Genomic DNA, 17,264 nt, shown 5'->3' with positions numbered 1-17,264 from the left:
TCTTTCGACTCGGAGGCTCTTGTTCGGAGTGCCCAGGGCGGGATTCGAACCCGCACACCTTTCGGCGCCACCCCCTCAAGATGGTGTGTCTACCAGTTCCACCACCTGGGCGTTCGGCGGGGTCCATGTACCGGACCCCGTGGATTCACGCAACAACCAATTCAACCGTCGCGTGAAGCCGATACTTCCTGACGGCTACTGCGCGGGCGCAGGAGCCGGCGTCGCGGGAGCCTGCTGGCCCTCCGCCGGAGGCGTCGCGGAGCGCTCCTGCTCCACCGCACCCGGGGCCGCCGGAGCAGGCGTCGTGGCACCCGGGGTCGCCGGGGCCGTCTTCGCCGGCGTCGCCACGGAACCTCCCGCGGCCACGGAACCGCGCAGGCCCACGAACGACAGGCCCAGCGAGGTCAGGAAGAACAAGGCGGCGCAGATGCCCGTCAGCTTGCTCAAGAAGGTCACCGCGCCGCGCCCACCGAAGGCGCTCGTCGCGGCACCGCCACCCAGGGCGGAACCCATGCCGGCGTCCTTCCCCGGCTGCAACAAGATGACGAAGATCATGAACACGCAGAGCAGGACGTGCACGATCGTGAAGAAGGTCAGCATGGGTGTTCCAAACGCTCCGTGAAAAGAGGGCGCAACCTACACAAAGTGGTCAACGGGTGACAACTTCTAACGGGAATGCCGACGTCAGCCCGCCGCCTTCACGATGGCCACGAAGTCGGCCGCCTTGAGGCTCGCTCCCCCGACCAGGGCACCGTCCACGTCCGGCTGCCCCAGCAATTCCGCAGCGTTGTCCGGCTTCACGCTGCCGCCATACTGGATGCGGACCCTGCCGGCCGTCCCCTCGTCGTACAGCCGGGCCAGCAGCCCCCGGATGGCCGCGTGGACCTCCTGCGCCTGCGCCGTGGTCGCCGTCCGGCCCGTCCCAATGGCCCACACCGGCTCGTACGCCATCACGAACGTGGCCACGTCCGCCCCGGAGAAGCCCTCCAGCGCGCCCCGCACCTGGCGCTCCACCACCGCCAGCGTCTGGTTCGACTCGCGCTCGGCCAGCGTCTCACCCACGCACACGATGGGCGTCATCCCGGCGGCCTTCACCGCCTTCGCCCGCTTGTTCACCGTGGCGTCCGTCTCCCCGAAGAACTGCCGACGCTCCGAGTGCCCCACGATGACGTAGGCACACCCCAGCTCCGCCAGCATCGGCGCGGAGATTTCCCCCGTGAAGGCGCCCGAGGACTCCCAGTGGCAGTTCTGCGCCGCCAGCTGGAGGGGCGCCCCCTCCAGCGCGACGTGCAGGGGCTGCAGCGCCACGAACGGCGGGGCGATGGCCACCTCCACCTTGTCGCCCAGCGCCGCCACCGCGCCGCGAAGCTCCCGCACCAACGCGAGCGCTTCCGGCACCGTCTTGTTCATCTTCCAGTTGCCAGCGACGATCTTCCGACGAGCCATCGTGGTGTCTCCCCCGGTGCGTACCGCGTGGGTGCCCTACTTCGTCTCCAGCGCCTTGATGCCGGGCAGCTCCCGGCCCTCCAGGAACTCCAGCGACGCGCCACCGCCCGTGGACACGTGGCTCATCTTGTCCGCGTAGCCCATCTGCTCCACCGCCGCCGCGCTGTCGCCGCCGCCAATCACCGTCGTCGCGTCCTTGTTGATGGACATCGCCGCGGCCACGGAGCGGGTGCCCTCCGCGAACTTGGCCACTTCGAAGAGACCCATGGGCCCGTTCCACACCACCGTCTTCGCGTCGCGGATCCGCTGCGTGAACATCGCGCGCGTCTTCGGGCCGATGTCCAGGCCCATCATGTCCGCGGGGACGACCTGATCCGGCGTCTCCTTCACCGGCCCCTTGCCCTCCAGGTCCGCGCACACGATGTGGTCGATGGGCAGCACCAGCGGCGTCTTCAGGCGCTTGGCCGTGTCCAGCAGCTTCGCCGCCAGCGCCAGCTTGTCGCCCTCCTCCACCCGGCTCTTGCCCACTTCGATGCCCTGCGCCTTCAAGAAGGTGTACGCCATGGCGCCGCCCACGAGCAGCGCGTCCACCTTGGGCAGCAGGCTCTCGATGACCTTGATCTTGTCGCTCACCTTGGAGCCGCCCAGGATGGCCACGAAGGGCTTCTGCGGATTGCGCAGCACCTTGTCGCCCAGGTACTCGATCTCCTTGCGCATCAGGAGGCCGGCGGCCTTCTCCTTCACGAAGGGCACCATGCCGGCCGTGGACGCGTGCGCGCGGTGCGCCGTGCCGAACGCGTCGTTGACGTAGACGTCCGCCAGCGCCGCCAGCTCGCGCGCGAAGGTCTCGTCGTTCGCCTCCTCCTCCTTGTGGAAGCGCAGGTTCTCCAACAGGAGCACCTGCCCCGCCTTCAGGTCGTTCACCTGCTTCTTCACGTTGTCGCCCACGCAGTCGTCCGCGTGGATGACCTCGTGCTTGCCGCCCAGCAGCTCCGCCAGCTTCTCCGCGACGAGCACCGTGGACAGCTTGGGGTCCGCCCCCTTGGGCCGACCGAGGTGGGACGCCAGGATGACCTTGCCGCCCATCTCCAGCGCCCGCCGGATGGTGGGGAGCGCCTCACGGATGCGGGTGTCGTCGGTGACGCGGCGCCCCTCCAACGGGACGTTGAAGTCCACGCGGATGAAGACGCGCTTGCCGGTCAACTGCAGGTCATCGATGTAGCGGATCATCTTTGGTGTCCCTTGTGCCTGTCTCGGTCAGCCCAACAACGTGCCGGGATGCGGGGTGCGGCCTTAAGCCACGCCCTTGGACACGAGGAACTTCGCCGTGTCGACCATGCGGTTGGAGAAGCCCCACTCGTTGTCGTACCAGGCCATGACCTTGAGCAGGTTGTCGCCCATCACGTAGCAGTTGGTGGCGTCGAAGATGGCCGAGTGCGGGTTGCCGTTGTAGTCCACGGACACCGTCTGCGCGTCGCTGAACTCCAGCACGCCCTTGAGCGGACCATTGGCGGCGGCCTTCATCGCGGCGATGACCTCTTCCGCGGTGACCTTCTTGGAGGTGTTCACCGTCAGGTCCACCAGGGACACGTTCGGGGTGGGGACGCGGACGGACAGGCCGTGCATCTTGCCCTTGAGCACGGGGAGGACCTCACCGATGGCCTTCGCGGCGCCGGTGCTGGTGGGGATCATGGAGAGCGCGGCGGCGCGGGCGCGGCGCATGTCCTCGTGGGTGAGGTCCAGGATGCGCTGGTCGTTGGTGTAGCTGTGCACCGTCGTCATCAGGCCCTTCTCGATGCCGAAGTTGTCCACCAGCACCTTGGCGATGGGCGCCAGGCAGTTGGTGGTGCACGAGGCGTTGGACACGATGTGGTGCTTGGCCGGGTCGTATTCGTGGTGGTTGATGCCGTACGCGATGGTCATGTCCGGGCCCTTGGCCGGCGCGGAGATGATGACCTTCTTGGCGCCCGCGGCCAGGTGCTTGGCGGCGGCGTCGCGCGCGGTGAAGCGGCCGGTGCACTCCATCACCACGTCCACGTTCATGTTCTTCCACGGCAGGGCGGAGGGGTCTTTCTCCGCGGTGACGGCGATCTCCTTGCCGTTCACCACGATGCCCTTGTCCGTGTGCGACACCTCACCCGGCCACGTGCGGTGCACGGAGTCGTACTTGAACAGGTGGGCCAGCGCCGACGGCTTGTCGAGGTCGTTGATGGCGACGATCTCGAGGTCTTCCTTGCGGCTGAGCGCGGCGCGAAGGATGCAGCGACCGATGCGACCGAAGCCGTTGATGGCGAGCTTGATGGCCATGGTGTTTTCCGTCTCCTTGAAGGAGTGGGCCTTCGCGGCCCACCGTCATGAGTCTCGTAAAGAAGGCGGGCGACCGTAGGCAGGCGCCCCCGCCGAGTCAACGCTTCGCGTGGGCCGCTTTCGAGCGCGCACGCCGGAGCTGAACAATCACCCCGACCAACAGCCAGAGCCCGGAGGCCGTTCCCGCTCCCGCCCCGCACCCACATCCGCTGTCTCCCTTGGGGGAATAGTCATTGGGGAGCACCGGAACGACCGTCGGTTCCGGCGGCGGGTCCACCGGGCCCGGGTCCACCGGCGGATGCGGATTCACCTCGCGCACCGCCACGCAAGACGACAGCGGCCGGGGGCTGACCGCGGGCGTCACGTCCGCGGCGGGAAGGGCCGGCGCCTGGGCAAGAATTCCCGAGCGCACCAGGAGCGCGCCCACCAGCCGCGAACGCTCACGATTGGACGCAAGGCCCTCGAACGGGAAGCCCAGCACCAGCACCTGCCCCGCGGGCGCCGTGCCCGCGGACACCACGCCCGCGCCCAGCGACGTCCCGGTGTAGCGCAGCACGCCCGCGCCGCCACCCGTGGGTGCCAGCACGTCGGTCACCCCCACGGGATAGGCCCCGAGCAGCCCATCCGCCAGCGGCGTGGCGGCCAGGTCCGAGAGGAAGCCGCCCGCCGAGCCTTCCACCCGGGCCGCCGGGGCCCCCGCCGCGATGGACGCCCGGAGGATGTCCGCGAGGAACAGCTTGTCGTCCGCGCTGCCCGCCGCGAGCGTGGACACCGTGCGGCCACCCGACAGCATCAGGTGCCCGCCGCCGGTGACGAACGCGCGCAGGGCGTCCTGTTCCGTCCGTGGCAGACCCACGCCCCCCACGCCCCCGCGCCCGGTGGACCAGTCCACCAGCCGGTAGCCCGTGGGCGACACCAGCCCCGCCGCCACCGCGTTGCCCGTCGCGCTGTCGAACGCCACCGCCGACTGCGCGAACGCCGCGCCATGCTGGCGCAGGTAGCTGCCGTCGTTCATCGCCTCCAGGTAGACGCGCAGCGGGGCCTCCAGGTCGTACGGCGTCTCCAGCTCCTCGCCGCAGGCCACCGTCGCGTCCAGCCGCTCGTACGCGTTGACGAGCAGCACCGGCGCAGTGCTCCCCACGCGCACGCCCACCGTGGCGGACGGGAAGGACTCGCCGCCCGCGTTCACCGCGGCCACGCGGAAGTAGCGCAGCGTGCCGGCCGCCAGCGTGACGGTGGCGGAGGTGTTCTGGACCTCCGTGCCCTCGTCCCAGCCGAAGCCGTCCGCGCTCTGGTACAGCCGGTAGGCCGTGGGGGCGTCGCGGCCCTCCTCCGCTGCGACCTGCGGGGGCGCCGACCACTTCACCTCCACCGTGCCCGGCGTCGCGTTGCGCGCCACCACCGCGCCCGGCGTCTCCGGCGGCAGGTGCACCGCCGCGCCGTCGCGGGTCGCGAAGTACTTGATCAACCCCTGCACGATGGCGCGCGCGGCCACGTGCCGGAAGCGGGCCTCCTTGAGGTTCGCCGCGTCCGTCGTGTTGTCGTGGTACGCCATCTCCAGGAGCACGCTGGGCATCTCCGGGTTGTGCGTGGGGTTCACCTCGCCCAGGTTCGCCGAGCGCAGGCTGCGCACCCGCCAGTTCGGATCCACCTCGCGCTTCAGGTCCGCATCAATCTGCGACAGCAGCGCCCGCGCCATCACGTCACCGCCCGCCACGCCGGTGAAGTTGAGCGTGCCGTCCACCGGGTTCGGTCCGTAGACGTAGCCCTCCGTGCCCCGCACCGTGCCGGACGTGCCCGCGTTGGTGTGCCACGCGACGTAGACGGCGTCCTCGCCCTCTTCGTGCAGCCACGCGGCGAAGCGCGGCCGGGACGTCACGTCCGCGTTGCGCTCGTTGGACAGCGCGTTCGCCCCCGACGGCGCGTACACGCTGAAGGGCGCCCCGCTGTACTGCACGTGGTAGCGCCCGCTCTCCTCGAAGCGGGGACGCAAGAGCGGCCCCTGCGCCGCGTCGCCCAGCAGGCCCCGCCCACCGCCCAGCCGCACCGCGTCCACGGACAGCGTCGCGCCCGTGCCCGCCGTTGAGTCGTTCTCCAGCACCACCGCGCCCGACTCCGGGTGCGCTCCCGCCTTGAAGTAGAAGCGCCCCAGCAGCACCCACGTGCCTCCGTGGCGCTGCTGGTTCACGCGGAAGTGGCTTTCGCCGCCCGCGTGCTTCACCACGTAGTGCGCGTCCGTCGCGCGCGTGGGGTCGGAGCCGTACGAGACGTAGACGTTGTAGGCCGCGTCCGCCGGTACGTCCGGGGTCCACGTCACCTTCGCGGTGGAGGTGGCCGCCGTGTCCAGCGTGCGCGTGGTGCCCAGGGCGAAGGGCTCCACGCCGTTGCCCATGGGCACGGGCGGCGGGGCCCAGCCCTTCTGCGCGGAGGCGTGGAAGCGCGCCGTGTCCCCGCCTTCCACATAGCCCGTGCCGCCGTTGTCCACGGTGGCGATGAGCGGGTTCAGGTCCGTTTCGCGCACCGACACCACCGTGGCGCCCGCCGCCATCAGCAGGGGCTGCAGCTCCTGCGCCACCACCTCCGCGGAGATGAAGTCCTCCACCACGCCCCAGGTGTTGGGCCGCTGCGTCGCCCAGCGCTTCAGCCCGTTGTCGCGGTAGAAGCCGTGGCCCGGGCTCAGGTAGATGACCTTGCCGGACAGCGCTCCCTCGCCCAGCCGCGTCTGCGGCACACCCGCGGTCTTCACGCCAGCCTTCGTGGCCCGCGGTTCGCGGCGCACCACGGCGGGCGCGTCCGGTGACAGCCGGCGCTGCTCATGGGCCCGGGGCGCCGGAGCTGGCAGGTATTGAACACCTGGCGGCTCCAGCCCCAGGTCGTCGCCTTCGAAGGCTTCGGGAGTGTCCTGCGCTTGAGCGAGGACGGAGGTGCACAGCAGGGTCAGCGCCAGCGTGCGCGACCAGGACGGAAGGGACGTTCGCATCACGCGGCCGACCTTACCCGTTCACTCCCCCGCTTCAATCGGACCCGTGGGTGCTAGCCTGCCCACCCCTTCACCTTCCGATGACCGTTCCTGCACCCTCCCGTCCCCAGTTTCCCTCCCGCCGCAGCAACGGACTGTTCGCCTCGTTCGGACATGCGTGGGCGGGCCTCATCCACACCGTGGCCTGGCAGCGCAACATGCGCATCCACCTCATCTCCGGCGTCCTGGTGGGGCTGGTGGGCAGCGGCATCCCGCTGGGGCTCGCGGAGAAGGTCACGCTCATCTTCTGCGTGCTGCTCATCTTCTTCGCGGAGATCCTCAACAGCGCGCTGGAGCAGCTGGTGGACCTGGCCGTGCAACAGTTCGACGAGAAGGCCCGGCTCACCAAGGACGCGGCGGCCGCGGGCGTGCTCGTGCTCGCGGGCGGCACGGTGGTCATCTTCGCCGCCATCCTGATCAACTACTGGGAGACGGTGCGCACCAACACCGACGCCATCTTCCGGCAGGTCGCGCTGGGCGTACCGCTGGCCGCCTGCGCCACGGTGCTCGTGCTGCCCCAGCCCAGGCCCGCCGCCGTGGACGTGCTCGCGTTCATACTGGCCATGGGGCTGCTCGCGCTGACGGCGTCCACGTCCGCGAGCCTCGTCTTCACCGCGCTCACCGCCGCGCTGCTCGTCATCGCCGCCGCGGCGGCCCGCGAGCGCAGGCGCCACCCCCAGCCCTGAAGGCCCGAGGGCGACAGGGCGCGTCGCGAGGGTCAGGCCCGCGATGGGCCTGCTCAGGCGACGCCGAGCTTCTCGCGCGTCCCGGCGTCGAGCTCCAGAGCGTCGGCCATGTCCTCGGCCTCGAAGAACGGCCGGAGCTCGAGCTTGCTCGGACCCGGCATGATGTTGGGGGAGCGCTTCGCCCAGGCCACGGCCTCGTCCATGTCCTTGACCTTCCAGATCGAAAAGCCGGCGATCAGCTCGCGGGGCTCGGTGAACGGCCCGTCGATGACCGTGCGGCTGGGACCCTCGATGGTGATCCGCTTGGACTCGGCGGAGGGCTTGAGGCCGGCGCCGGCCACCAGGACGCCGGCCTTGACCAGCTCCTCGGTGAACCGCTCCATCGCCTCGAACGCCTCCATCGTGGGAGGCTCGCCCTGTTCGGTGCTTTCGGTGGCAATCGCGAAAACCATCACCCGCATCGTCTGTCTCCTGGTTTGAGCCGGCCCCATGGGCGTCTCACCGGGACAACGAACGAGGTTTTTGGAGATCGACAGCGTTCTACGAATTCTGCTCGACGAGGCTCCCGCCGCCTCGCGGGTGGGGCGCCCGGAACCCGTCCGGAGCCCGCTCACCCGCCGAGGGTCTGTGAAGGGGATTCTAAAGGGCTAGACGCGCGGCTGAAAGCCCGCCCCGGCGTCGGAGGCCGGCGTCGTCTGGGTGGCGGCCACGGCCTTGTCGCCTTCCTTCAGGTCGGTCGTCACCAGCTCCAGGAGCTCCGTGGCGATGCCAATGACCTGGTGCGGCGTGTAACCGCTTGCGCGCAGCTGGTTGAAGAACGTGCGCGCGAGAATGCGGGTGCCCTTTTGGTCGGTGCTCACGGGAATTGCCTCCGGAATCGGCGCCACAGGTCCGGCGCCGCGTCTACGTGGGAGTCCGGTCTTCAACCTCCGTGCCAGTCGTTCTCTTCCAAACGGATTCTCCAGCAGTCCTCAGGGGTTGAAGCCCGGAACTGGACGGCACGGAACGTGGATGGTGCGAAGGGGGTTACGCACCCGGACGTCCCACCCGCCTGGAACGTGGCGCCGGGTGCATCAGCGGGTACGCACCCACCCCGCCCCCCTCCAAAGGCCGTCTCGTCTTTTCAAGTGCTTGCATTCCCTCCGGGGGGTGGAGCACATACGCGCCCCCATCGAGGAGTCAGAACACAATGGCGTACCGGGTGAACAACATCGGGCTGTGGCTGGACGAGCCGGAGGAGCTGCTCGGCCAGCGCGCCGCGGAGAAGCTGGGGGTCACCCGGAGCGACCTCGCCTCCGTGCGGGTGGTGCGCTCGGTGCTTGACGCGCGCAAGAAGGGCAGCCCGCGTTACATCTACACGCTCGAGGTGGAGCTGGCCCCGGGCCGCAAGGCACCCCGGCTGCCCCCGGACGTGAGCGAGGCCCCACCCCCTCCGGAAGCGCTGCCCCGCGTGAAGGAGCCGGAGAAGCTGCCGCTCATCATCGGCACCGGACCCGCCGGGTTGTTCTGCGCGCTGGGCCTCTTGGAGCGCGGCGTGCGCAGCATCCTGCTGGAGCGTGGCAAGGAGGTCGTCACGCGCCGCAAGGACGTGGCGAAGCTCATGCGCGACGGGTCGCTCGACCGCGAGAGCAACATGAACTTCGGCGAGGGCGGCGCGGGCGCGTACACGGACGGCAAGCTGTCCACGCGCATCAACCACCCCATGGTGCGCAAGGTCATCGAGGCCTTCGCGAAGTATGGCGCGCCGGATCACATCCTCATCGAGGGCAAGCCGCACATCGGCTCCGACCTGCTGCCCGGCGCGGTGGCGAAGCTGCGCGAGGAGCTCATCGCGGGCGGCTGCCAGGTGCACTTCGAGCAGCGCGTGGACGACCTGCTCTACCGCGACGGCCACATCGCGGGCGTGAAGATGGCGGACGGGCGCACCCTGGAGAGCGACCGCGTCATCCTGGCGCCGGGCAACTCCGCGCGCGAGCTGTACGAGCGCTTCGCCGCCGACGGCCGCGTGAGCGTGGAGGCCAAGCCCTTCGCGCTGGGCTTCCGCGCGGAGCACCCGCAGGCGCTCATCAACGGCATCCAGTACGGCGCCGCCGCGAAGCATTCGAAGCTGCCGCCCGCGGACTACAAGCTGGCGGAGAACCTGGACGTGGACGGCGAGGTGCGCGGCGTCTATTCGTTCTGCATGTGCCCCGGCGGCATCGTGGTGCCCACGCCCACGGAAGAGGGGCTGCAGTGCACCAACGGCATGAGCAATTCGCGGCGCAACGCGAAGTTCGCCAACGCGGGCATCGTCGTGTCGGTGTCCGTCGCGGACTTCGCGCGCGAGGGCTTCCACGGACCGCTGGCGGGCCTGGAGTTCCAGCGGCACTGGGAGGGTGAGGCCTACAAGCTGGGCGGAGGCCGCTTCTTCGCGCCCGCGCAGACCATCCCGGACTACCTGGCCGGCCGCGTGAAGAAGGACCCGGGCGACACCAGCTACCGCCCGGGCCTGGCGCACACGGACCTGAACCAGCTCTTCCCGGAGCGGCTGACGCAGTCCATCAAGGCGGCGCTGCGCACGTTCGACCGGAAGATGCGGGGCTTCATCAGCGAAGAGGGGAAGCTCATCGGCATCGAGAGCCGGACCTCCTCGCCGGTGCGCATCACCCGGGGTGACGACCTGCAATCCGTGTCCATGCGCGGCCTGTACCCGGTCGGCGAGGGCTGCGGCTACGCGGGCGGGATCGTGTCCTCCGCCATTGATGGACTGCGCGCCGCTGAGCAGATTGCCACCGAGCTGGCTTGAGGTGCCCTTCCCTTCCGGGCAGGGTGGGCCGGGAGGGAGGATGACCCATGGCGTACCGCGTGCGCACCTCGGATGGTGAGCTGATGTTCCCCTCGCTGGGCGACATCGAGCGAGCCTACGTGCAGGGCCTGGTGGATCCGGACGACGAGGTGCGCGAGGACGGCGCGGAGAAGTGGCGCAAGGCGTCCTCGCTGCCCGTGCTCGCCCAAGCGAAGAAGCCCCAGGCCCAGGACAAGGCCAAACGCGCCCAGACGCTCACGGTGGTGGGCGCGGTGGCGATGGGCGTGCTCGCGCTCGTGCTGCTCTTCACGGGCTCGAACTGGAACATCCGCATGATGGGCATCGCGCTGGCCCTGGTGGTCAGCGGATTGCTCACGCGGGTGACCTTCAAGGCGTACAAGCGGCCACCGCCCGTCCTCTAGCGCCGCCTACTCCCCTGCCCTCCAGGGCAGCTGCACGGCCCTCGCCGCCAGCAGGCCCCACACGGCCCATGTTTGGTGGAAGGCACCCTGCGGGGTGCCCTCCATCGCGCTGGAGGAGGACCGCACCTTGCTCAGCACCTACCTGTCCCGAGAAGCCGCCCGGAAGCTCCGCCATGGCGCCCCCTGGCTGCGCCGCGAGGACATCGTCTCCATGGAGGGCGAGCCTCAGCCCGGCACGCCCATGCAACTCAAGGACGAGGACGGGCAGCTCCTGGGCCTGGGGGACGTGGACCTCCAGGCCTCCTACGCCGTGCGCCGCCTGGGCCTGCCAGACGAGTCCGTGGAGGGGCTCATCCCCCGCCACGTGCGCCATGCCTTCGAGCGGCGCGGCCGGCTGGTGGACGACCCGCGCTTCTGCCGCATCATCAACGACGACGGGGACGGGCTGCCGGGCCTCATCGTGGACCGGTATGATCAGCACTTCGTCGTCCAGACGCTCACCCGCTCCATGGACGCGAGGCAGGAGGAGATCACCCGCACGCTGGGAGAGGTGACGGGAGCGGCCTCCGTGCTCCTGCGCAACGACACCCTCCGGCGCAAGACGCTGGGCCTGCCCGCGCAGCGACCGCACGTGATGTACGGCACGCCGCCGCGCTGGTGCCGCATCCTGGAGCTGGGCGCGCGCTTCACCGTGGATCTCACCTACGGCCGGGGCACGGGCTACGGGTACGACCACCGCGAGCTGCGACGCTTCCTGGGCCGCACCGGCAACGGGGACCGGGTGCTGGACGTGGCGTGCAACGTGGGCGGCCTCTTCGTCCACGCGGGGCGCCATGGGGCGAAGCAGATCCTCGCCTTCGACGGCAACGCGGACGCGGCGGACCTGGCGCGTGAGAACGCGGAGGCCAACGGGCTGCTCGGCCGGGTGACGGTGGAACAAGGCGAGCCGCTGGCCGTGCTCCGGGCCCTCAAGGAGACCTTCGACCTGGTGCTGCTGGACACGCTGGGGGTGGCGTCCGAGGAGGACTTCATCGATCAGGTGCGGCTGGGCCTGAGGCGCACCCGCCATGGAGGACGGCTGCTGGTGGTCGGTTATCACCCACCGCTGGGGCTGGGCTCGTTCACGGAGTGCGTGGCCACGGCCTGCGAGCAGGAGGCGCGCATCGCATTCCGACTGGTACGGATGGGGCTGCCGCCGGACTACCCGGCGCCGGTCGGCTCCCCGGGGGCCGAGTACCTGGAGGCGGTGGCGCTCGAGGTGAGCTGAAGGGCGGGGAGGCCTGTGTTGTTTCGCCCTCGACGGGCCTCCTCGGTGTTAGTGTCCGCGCCGCGATGACAACCGAAAACGAGTCCCAGGCCGCGACCACTTCCACCCCGGAGGCTTCCGTCGAGACCGTCCGCAAGGTGTACGCGGCGGACCTGCGCGAGAAGGATCGCGTCAACACCGTCTTCCGCGTCACCAAGAAGGAGAAGGTGAACGCGCGCAGCGGCAAGGTGTTCCTGTCGCTGTCCCTGGCCGACAAGAGCGGCACGGTGGACGCCCGCGTGTTCGACAAGGTGGACGCGCTCGAACCCGTCTTCCAGAGCGGTGACTTCGTCCTCGTGCAGGGCAGCGTCATCGTCTTCCACGGCCGCACCCAGGTCGTCGTGGAGGCCGTGGAGCGGCTGGATCCGGAACCGCTCGACCCCAAGGAGTTCGAGCCGCCCCCCGCCCCGCCCGCCGAGGCGAAGGCCCCCGAGTCCAAGTCCGGCGAAGCGAAGCCCGCTGCCGAGGCGAAGTCGGGCGAAGCGAAGTCTGGCGAGGCCAGGTCCGGTGACGCGAAGTCCGGCGAGGCCAAGGCCTCCGAGGGCAAGGCCGACCGCCACGAGGGCGGCGGTGGACCGCGCGCGGTGGGGCAGATCCGCGAGCTCATCAGCGAGCGCGTCAACGACCCGTTCGTGAAGCAGCTGCTGCTCGCGCTCCTGGACGACGCGCAGGTGTCCACGGCGTTGCCGGTGGCGCCCGCGGCGAAGGGCGTGCACCACGCGTGGCGCGGTGGACTGGCCGAGCACGTCCTGTCGGTGATGCGCCTGACGCTGCGCGTGTCGGACCACTACCCCATGGCGGACCGCGACCTGCTGCTGGCCGGCGCGTTCCTGCACGACGTGATGAAGGGCGGCGACGGGGCGTCCGACAAGGGCTTCGACACCTCCGACGAGGGCCGGCTGGTGGGCCACGCGGTGCTGGCCGCGCAGAAGATCCGCGAGAAGACCCTGGGCATCCCGGGCTTCCCGCCGCTCCTGGAGCAGCACCTGACGCACCTGGCGATCTCCCAGCAGGGGCCGTCCGGCGCCCCCGGCGCGAAGGTGCCGGTGACGCTGGAGGCGCAGATCGTCGACACGCTCAGCTCGCTCGACGCGCGCATCTCCTCGTGGGTGGAGGCCATGCAGCGCGACCCGAACGAGCGCTGGACGGATCACCTGCGCGCGTACGACCGCTCGCTCTGGAAGGGCTTCGTGCCCACCGGACGCGGCCGGGCTCCGGTGGAGGGTGGCCGCCGCAAGCACCGCGAGGAGAAGCGCAAGGCGCGCGCCGACAAGGCCCCGCCCGCCCAGGCCGGTGAAGGCACCACCGCCCCCGCGGCCCAGGAGGCCCGTCCGGAGCGTCCGCCGCGGCCTCCGCGCGAGCCCCGCGCCGATCGTCCGCCCCGCGAGGATCGTCCGCCCCGCGAGGATCGCGGCCCCCGTGAGGAGCGCCCCGCGCGTCCGCCTCGTGAGGACCGTCCGCCGCGCGATCCCAAGAGCCTGCCCGGCGAGCTGACCTTCAAGCCGTTCAGCGCGCTGGCGCCGTCGTCGCCTGCGAAGTCCGGTGGTGAGGGTGGTGGCTCCTCGGAGGGCTGAAGTCCATGGCGAAGCGGCTGGGAGAGCGGTTGATTGAGGCCGGCCTCGTGACCCCCGGGGCCGTGGAGCAGGGTCTGGAGCACCAGAAGATCACCGGCCACAAGCTGGGGGACTGCCTGGTGGAGCTGGGCCTGCTCCAGGAGGCCGCGCTGCTGCGGCTCCTGGCCAACGAGTTCCAGACCCGCTTCGTCACCGCGGACAAGCTGGCCAAGGCCCGCATCGACACGAAGGTCTTGGACAAGCTGCCGGTGCGGCTGGCGGAAGCGCAGAACGTGCTCCCGCTGGCCGTGGATCCGGAGCGCAAGCTGCTCTCGGTGGTGGCCGCCGAGCCGCAGAACAAGTCGCTGCTCGACGAGATCGCCCTCGTCACCGGCATGTCGGAGGTCTACGCGTACATCGGCCTGCGCAGCGCCATCTCCGCGGCCATCCGCAAGCACTACTATGGCGACCCCACGGCGTTCACCACGCTGCTGGAGGGCCCCAGCGCGTCCAACGGCCCCCGCCGTCCGGACACGCCGTCCAATACGCACGTGGGCGCGGAGCCCGGACGCAGCGGCTCTTCCGCCGGGCGGAGCGCCACCAGCCTGAGCATGCGCCTGGAGACGGACGCGCGGATGCGGCTGCAGCGCTCCGGCAGCGGCACCAACGTGGCGCGCATCTCCACGCAGCGGCGCGAGCCGGGCGGCCCGCGCGGGCTCATCAGCGACACGGACTACGTGGAGACGCTGAGCCTGATGGTGGGGCTCCTGGAGCAGGACCGGCCCCGGCACCGGGGACACTCCGCGCAGCTGGCGCGTCAGGCGGGCATCGTCGGCCAGCGCATGGGCATGCCCCACAAGGAGCTGGCGGCGCTGTCCATCGCCGCGTACCTGCACGACCTGGGCAAGCCCGCGGAGCGGCACTTCTCGCTGGCGAGCAACGCGGCCAACGCGGAGTGGAAGGCCCAGGCGAAGGCGTGCTGCCGCGCGCCCACGAAGCTCTTCGAAACGGTGCACCTGCCCGCGCAGGTGAACACCATCCTCGCGCAGCTGTACGAGGCCTGGGACGGCTCCGGCACGCCCCAGGGCGCCAAGGGCGAGGACATCACCCTGGGCGCGCGCATCCTGGCGGCGGTGGACAGCTTCCTGGAGCTGACCAAGAACCCGGGCAACGCGCACGGCCGCGTCTTCACCAAGACGCAGGCGCTGGAGCACCTCAAGAAGAACGCGGGCACGCTCTACGACCCGGTGGTGGCGGACATCGTCGGCCAGCTCCAGAGCGGCGCGCTGCTGGCGCACCGGCTGGCCAGCGAAGGCCGGCAGGTGCTCATCGCGGAGCCGGACGAAGCCACGCGCGGCGAGCTGCTGGAGGCGGTGCTCAAGCAGGAGCTGGTGGCGCACGCGCTGTCCACGCTGGACGGCGCGCTGGACGGCCTGGCGCGGCAGGACTGCGACGTGCTGGTGGTGAGCCTGCGCCTGGGCCAACAGGAGGTCATGGACCTGCTGGAGGCCGTGCGCTCCATGCCGGAGAGCGCGGGCCTGCCCATCGCCGTGGTGGGCGAACCGGATGCCCAGGCGCGCGAGCGGCTGCTCATGGCGGGCGCGACGGCCGTGCTGCCCCCGGGCGACAAGGCGGAGGTGGCCCGCACGGTGCTGTCCCTCTTCCAGGACCGCGTGCAGCACAACGGTCCGGGCCGGGTGGTGCGCGGCAGCTTCGACGAGCTGCCCCCGAAGGAGCTCCTGCGCACGCTGGGCGGCGGCAAGAAGAGCGGGAAGCTCCAGCTGCGGAGCCACACGCTGGAGGGCTCGCTGCACCTGGAGCGCGGCCGCGTGGTGCACGCGGCGTTCGGCGGCCACGCGGGTGAGCCCGCGCTGCAGGCCCTGCTGAAGCTGAAGCAGGCGGACTTCGTCTACGACCCGGACGCGCTGCTGCTGGACATGCCGCAGTTGGACCAGGACCTGGAGGCCCTGGCCAACGCGCTCAGCCCAGCGTGAGGTTGAAGAGGCGGGCCGCGTTCGCCGTGGTGACGCGGGCCACCTCTTCCAGCGAGACGCCCTTCAGCTCCGCCATCTTCTTCGCCGTCTCCAGCACGTGCGCGGGCTCGTTCTTGCGGCCGCGGTGGGGCACCGGCGCGAGGAAGGGGCTGTCCGTCTCCACCATCAGGCGCTCCAGCGGCGCGAAGCGCACCGCGTCCTGGAGGGCCTCCGTCTTCTTGTAGGTGATGACGCCGGACAGCGACAGGTAGAAGCCCCGGTCCAGGTACTTGCGGGCCGCGGCCGTGTCGCCGGTGAAGCAGTGGATGACGCCGCTGGTGACGTCCTCCGCCGCCAGGGCGTCCTCGCAGTCGTCATGCGCGTCGCGCACGTGCACCACCAGCGGCTTGGACAGGCGCTTCGCGAGCGCGCACTGGCGCCGGAAGACGGTGGCCTGCACCTCGCGCGGTGAGTGGTCGTAGTAGTAGTCCAGCCCGGCCTCGCCCACGGCGCGCAGCTCCGGGCGGGCGCAGGTGCGCTCCAGCATCTCGAAGTCCGCCTCGGTGGCGCGGGCCGCCTCGTGCGGGTGGATGCCCAGCGTGGGCGACAGGAAGTCCGGGTGGCGCGCGGCGACCTCCAGCGCGTGGCCCCAGTCACCGGGGCCGTGGAACTGCCCCACCAGCACCGCGTGCACCAGCCCCGCGGCGCGGGCGCGCTCCAGCACCGGCGCCACGTCCGCGTAGTCCTTCGGCTCCAGGTGGCAGTGCGCATCAACCAGTTTCATGGGTTCTCCCGAAACAGCTCTTCCAGCTCCGTCCGTGCCTCTTCCGAGGCGAAGGTGGGCACGGCGGCGCGCACGCGCTCCAGCCCCTCCGCCACGCCCAGGCGCCACACGCCGTCCGCCGCGTCCAGCCGGTCGTCCTCCGGCGCGCTCCGGTCCTCCAGCACGGCGAGCAGCCAGGGCAGTGCCTGGGCATCTCCCAGCCGGCCCAGCCCGCGCGCGGCGGCGCCCCGGCACGGGTCCTTCGCGTCCGCGAGGATGTCCTTCAGCCGCTCCAGCGCGCCCGGGACCTTGAGCTCGCCGCACAGCTCCACCGCGAGCGCCCGGTCCCCGCTCCACTTCTTGCGCGTGCGCTGCATCAGCCAGTCCGCGCCCTCCGGGTCGCCCAGCTTCAGCAGCACGCCCGCGGCCTGCGTCTTGTCGAACGCGGGCAGCAGCCACTTGCCGAAGAGGCGCTTCACCGCCGGCAGCGCCCGCACGTCCTCCAGCTCCGCCAGCGCGCCCAGCGCCCGGAAGCGCAGCGTGTCCACGTCCAGCGCGGCCACGAGCACGTCCAGGCCCGCCGGGTGCTTGAGGGCGGCGATGCCTCGCGCGGCCTCGAAGCGCACCTCGGGCGTCGGGTCCTCCAGCATCCCCGCCAGGGCGCCGCGCGCGTGCGGCAGCGCGAGGTCCGCGAGCCGTCCGGTGGCCTCCAGGCGCACGCGGGTGTCGTCGTCGCGCAACCGGGGCAGGAGCATGTCCGGCAGCTGCTCCGGCGCAAGGATGACGGACGCGAGGCTCACGCCCGAACGGCGCACCTCCGGCTGCGCATCCGCGAGCAGCCTCACGAGCACGTCCGTGAACTCCGCGGCGTGCGCGGGCTCCTCGGACGCCAGGTGGAACAACAGGTCCGCCGCCTCTGCCCGGCTCGCCGGACGCTTCTCACGCTCCAGGGTCAACAGGGCGCGGTCCCGCTCGGCACGCCAGTCCGCCACGTCTCGTCACCT

The 17,264-nt window shown here is 70.9% G+C and carries 15 protein-coding genes and 1 tRNA gene; 6 read left to right on the top strand and 10 right to left on the bottom strand.

The features are described 5' to 3' along the window. Positions 1 to 29: 29 nt before the first annotated feature. The 6 genes from D7X32_RS05820 to D7X32_RS05795 form a co-directional block, all read right to left on the bottom strand. Positions 30 to 111, bottom strand: a tRNA-Leu gene (locus D7X32_RS05820). Between the two features lie 84 nt (positions 112 to 195). Further along, positions 196 to 600, bottom strand: a complete 405-nt coding sequence (gene secG / locus D7X32_RS05815; protein ID WP_120601504.1) for a preprotein translocase subunit SecG — start codon at positions 598 to 600, stop codon at positions 196 to 198. An 84-nt stretch (positions 601 to 684) separates the two neighbouring features. Next, positions 685 to 1,446, bottom strand: a complete 762-nt coding sequence (tpiA, locus tag D7X32_RS05810) for a triose-phosphate isomerase (RefSeq protein ID WP_120601503.1) — start codon at positions 1,444 to 1,446, stop codon at positions 685 to 687. A 36-nt stretch (positions 1,447 to 1,482) separates the two neighbouring features. Further along, a complete protein-coding gene (locus D7X32_RS05805) occupies positions 1,483 to 2,676 on the bottom strand; it encodes a phosphoglycerate kinase (RefSeq protein ID WP_120601502.1) in 1,194 nt (397 codons plus the stop codon). Between the two features lie 63 nt (positions 2,677 to 2,739). After that, positions 2,740 to 3,753, bottom strand: coding sequence for a type I glyceraldehyde-3-phosphate dehydrogenase (gene gap / locus D7X32_RS05800; protein ID WP_120601501.1), 1,014 nt, complete (start codon positions 3,751 to 3,753; stop codon positions 2,740 to 2,742). Positions 3,754 to 3,850: 97 nt separating this feature from the next. Then, positions 3,851 to 6,733 carry a golvesin C-terminal-like domain-containing protein gene (locus D7X32_RS05795; RefSeq protein WP_120601500.1) on the bottom strand — a complete coding sequence of 961 codons (2,883 nt, stop codon included), beginning with the start codon at positions 6,731 to 6,733 and terminating at the stop codon, positions 3,851 to 3,853. An 80-nt stretch (positions 6,734 to 6,813) separates the two neighbouring features. Here D7X32_RS05795 and D7X32_RS05790 point away from each other — a divergent pair, with 80 nt between their 5' ends. Next, on the top strand, positions 6,814 to 7,458 hold the full coding sequence (locus D7X32_RS05790; protein WP_120601499.1) for a diacylglycerol kinase: 645 nt from the start codon (positions 6,814 to 6,816) through the stop codon (positions 7,456 to 7,458). A gap of 53 nt (positions 7,459 to 7,511) precedes the next feature. On the opposite strand, the gene D7X32_RS05785 is transcribed toward D7X32_RS05790, so the two are convergent. Both D7X32_RS05785 and D7X32_RS05780 read right to left on the bottom strand, forming a co-directional pair. Beyond that, entirely contained in the window at positions 7,512 to 7,919 is a 408-nt protein-coding gene (locus tag D7X32_RS05785; protein ID WP_120601498.1) for a YciI family protein, read from the bottom strand. A 186-nt stretch (positions 7,920 to 8,105) separates the two neighbouring features. Beyond that, entirely contained in the window at positions 8,106 to 8,318 is a 213-nt protein-coding gene (locus D7X32_RS05780) for a hypothetical protein (protein ID WP_171449886.1), read from the bottom strand. Between the two features lie 329 nt (positions 8,319 to 8,647). Between D7X32_RS05780 and D7X32_RS05775 the strand changes: the two genes are divergently transcribed. The 5 genes from D7X32_RS05775 (at position 8,648) to D7X32_RS05755 (ending at position 15,518) form a co-directional block, all read left to right on the top strand. Then, positions 8,648 to 10,243, top strand: coding sequence for an NAD(P)/FAD-dependent oxidoreductase (locus tag D7X32_RS05775; RefSeq protein WP_120601496.1), 1,596 nt, complete (start codon positions 8,648 to 8,650; stop codon positions 10,241 to 10,243). A gap of 47 nt (positions 10,244 to 10,290) precedes the next feature. Continuing rightward, a complete protein-coding gene (locus D7X32_RS05770) occupies positions 10,291 to 10,665 on the top strand; it encodes a hypothetical protein (protein ID WP_120601495.1) in 375 nt (124 codons plus the stop codon). Between the two features lie 127 nt (positions 10,666 to 10,792). Further along, positions 10,793 to 11,932 carry a class I SAM-dependent rRNA methyltransferase gene (locus D7X32_RS05765; RefSeq protein WP_120601534.1) on the top strand — a complete coding sequence of 380 codons (1,140 nt, stop codon included), beginning with the start codon at positions 10,793 to 10,795 and terminating at the stop codon, positions 11,930 to 11,932. 65 nt (positions 11,933 to 11,997) lie between these two features. After that, a complete protein-coding gene (locus D7X32_RS05760) occupies positions 11,998 to 13,545 on the top strand; it encodes an HD domain-containing protein (protein ID WP_120601494.1) in 1,548 nt (515 codons plus the stop codon). Between the two features lie 5 nt (positions 13,546 to 13,550). Continuing rightward, on the top strand, positions 13,551 to 15,518 hold the full coding sequence (locus D7X32_RS05755; protein ID WP_120601493.1) for an HD domain-containing phosphohydrolase: 1,968 nt from the start codon (positions 13,551 to 13,553) through the stop codon (positions 15,516 to 15,518). Here the strand turns inward: D7X32_RS05755 and D7X32_RS05750 are convergent. Then, positions 15,505 to 16,281: a TatD family hydrolase gene (locus D7X32_RS05750; protein WP_120601492.1), complete on the bottom strand. Its 777-nt coding sequence runs from the start codon at positions 16,279 to 16,281 to the stop codon at positions 15,505 to 15,507. The genes D7X32_RS05755 and D7X32_RS05750 overlap by 14 nt on opposite strands. Next, complete coding sequence (locus tag D7X32_RS05745) at positions 16,278 to 17,252, bottom strand: HEAT repeat domain-containing protein (RefSeq protein ID WP_120601491.1); 975 nt, start codon at positions 17,250 to 17,252, stop codon at positions 16,278 to 16,280. Before D7X32_RS05745 ends, D7X32_RS05750 begins: the two co-directional genes overlap by 4 nt. Between the last annotated feature and the right edge of the window lie 12 nt (positions 17,253 to 17,264).

The sequence above is a fragment of the Corallococcus carmarthensis genome, assembly GCF_003611695.1.
Taxonomy (GTDB): Bacteria; Myxococcota; Myxococcia; order Myxococcales; family Myxococcaceae; genus Corallococcus; species Corallococcus carmarthensis.
The sequence above is the reverse complement of the archived record's forward strand: the minus strand, read 5'-3'. Positions and strand labels throughout refer to the sequence as shown.

Bases quoted from the DNA above. Each gene is read 5' to 3' on its own strand.
- D7X32_RS05785 (WP_120601498.1), bottom strand. From the start codon at position 7,919: ATGCGGGTGATGGTTTTCGCGATTGCCACCGAAAGCACCGAACAGGGC.
- D7X32_RS05770 (WP_120601495.1), top strand. From the start codon at position 10,291: ATGGCGTACCGCGTGCGCACCTCGGATGGTGAGCTGATGTTCCCCTCG.
- secG (WP_120601504.1), bottom strand. From the start codon at position 600: ATGCTGACCTTCTTCACGATCGTGCACGTCCTGCTCTGCGTGTTCATG.
- D7X32_RS05805 (WP_120601502.1), bottom strand. From the start codon at position 2,676: ATGATCCGCTACATCGATGACCTGCAGTTGACCGGCAAGCGCGTCTTC.
- D7X32_RS05750 (WP_120601492.1), bottom strand. From the start codon at position 16,281: ATGAAACTGGTTGATGCGCACTGCCACCTGGAGCCGAAGGACTACGCG.
- D7X32_RS05760 (WP_120601494.1), top strand. From the start codon at position 11,998: ATGACAACCGAAAACGAGTCCCAGGCCGCGACCACTTCCACCCCGGAG.
- tpiA (WP_120601503.1), bottom strand. From the start codon at position 1,446: ATGGCTCGTCGGAAGATCGTCGCTGGCAACTGGAAGATGAACAAGACG.
- D7X32_RS05795 (WP_120601500.1), bottom strand. From the start codon at position 6,733: ATGCGAACGTCCCTTCCGTCCTGGTCGCGCACGCTGGCGCTGACCCTG.
- D7X32_RS05755 (WP_120601493.1), top strand. From the start codon at position 13,551: ATGGCGAAGCGGCTGGGAGAGCGGTTGATTGAGGCCGGCCTCGTGACC.
- gap (WP_120601501.1), bottom strand. From the start codon at position 3,753: ATGGCCATCAAGCTCGCCATCAACGGCTTCGGTCGCATCGGTCGCTGC.
- D7X32_RS05775 (WP_120601496.1), top strand. From the start codon at position 8,648: ATGGCGTACCGGGTGAACAACATCGGGCTGTGGCTGGACGAGCCGGAG.
- D7X32_RS05790 (WP_120601499.1), top strand. From the start codon at position 6,814: ATGACCGTTCCTGCACCCTCCCGTCCCCAGTTTCCCTCCCGCCGCAGC.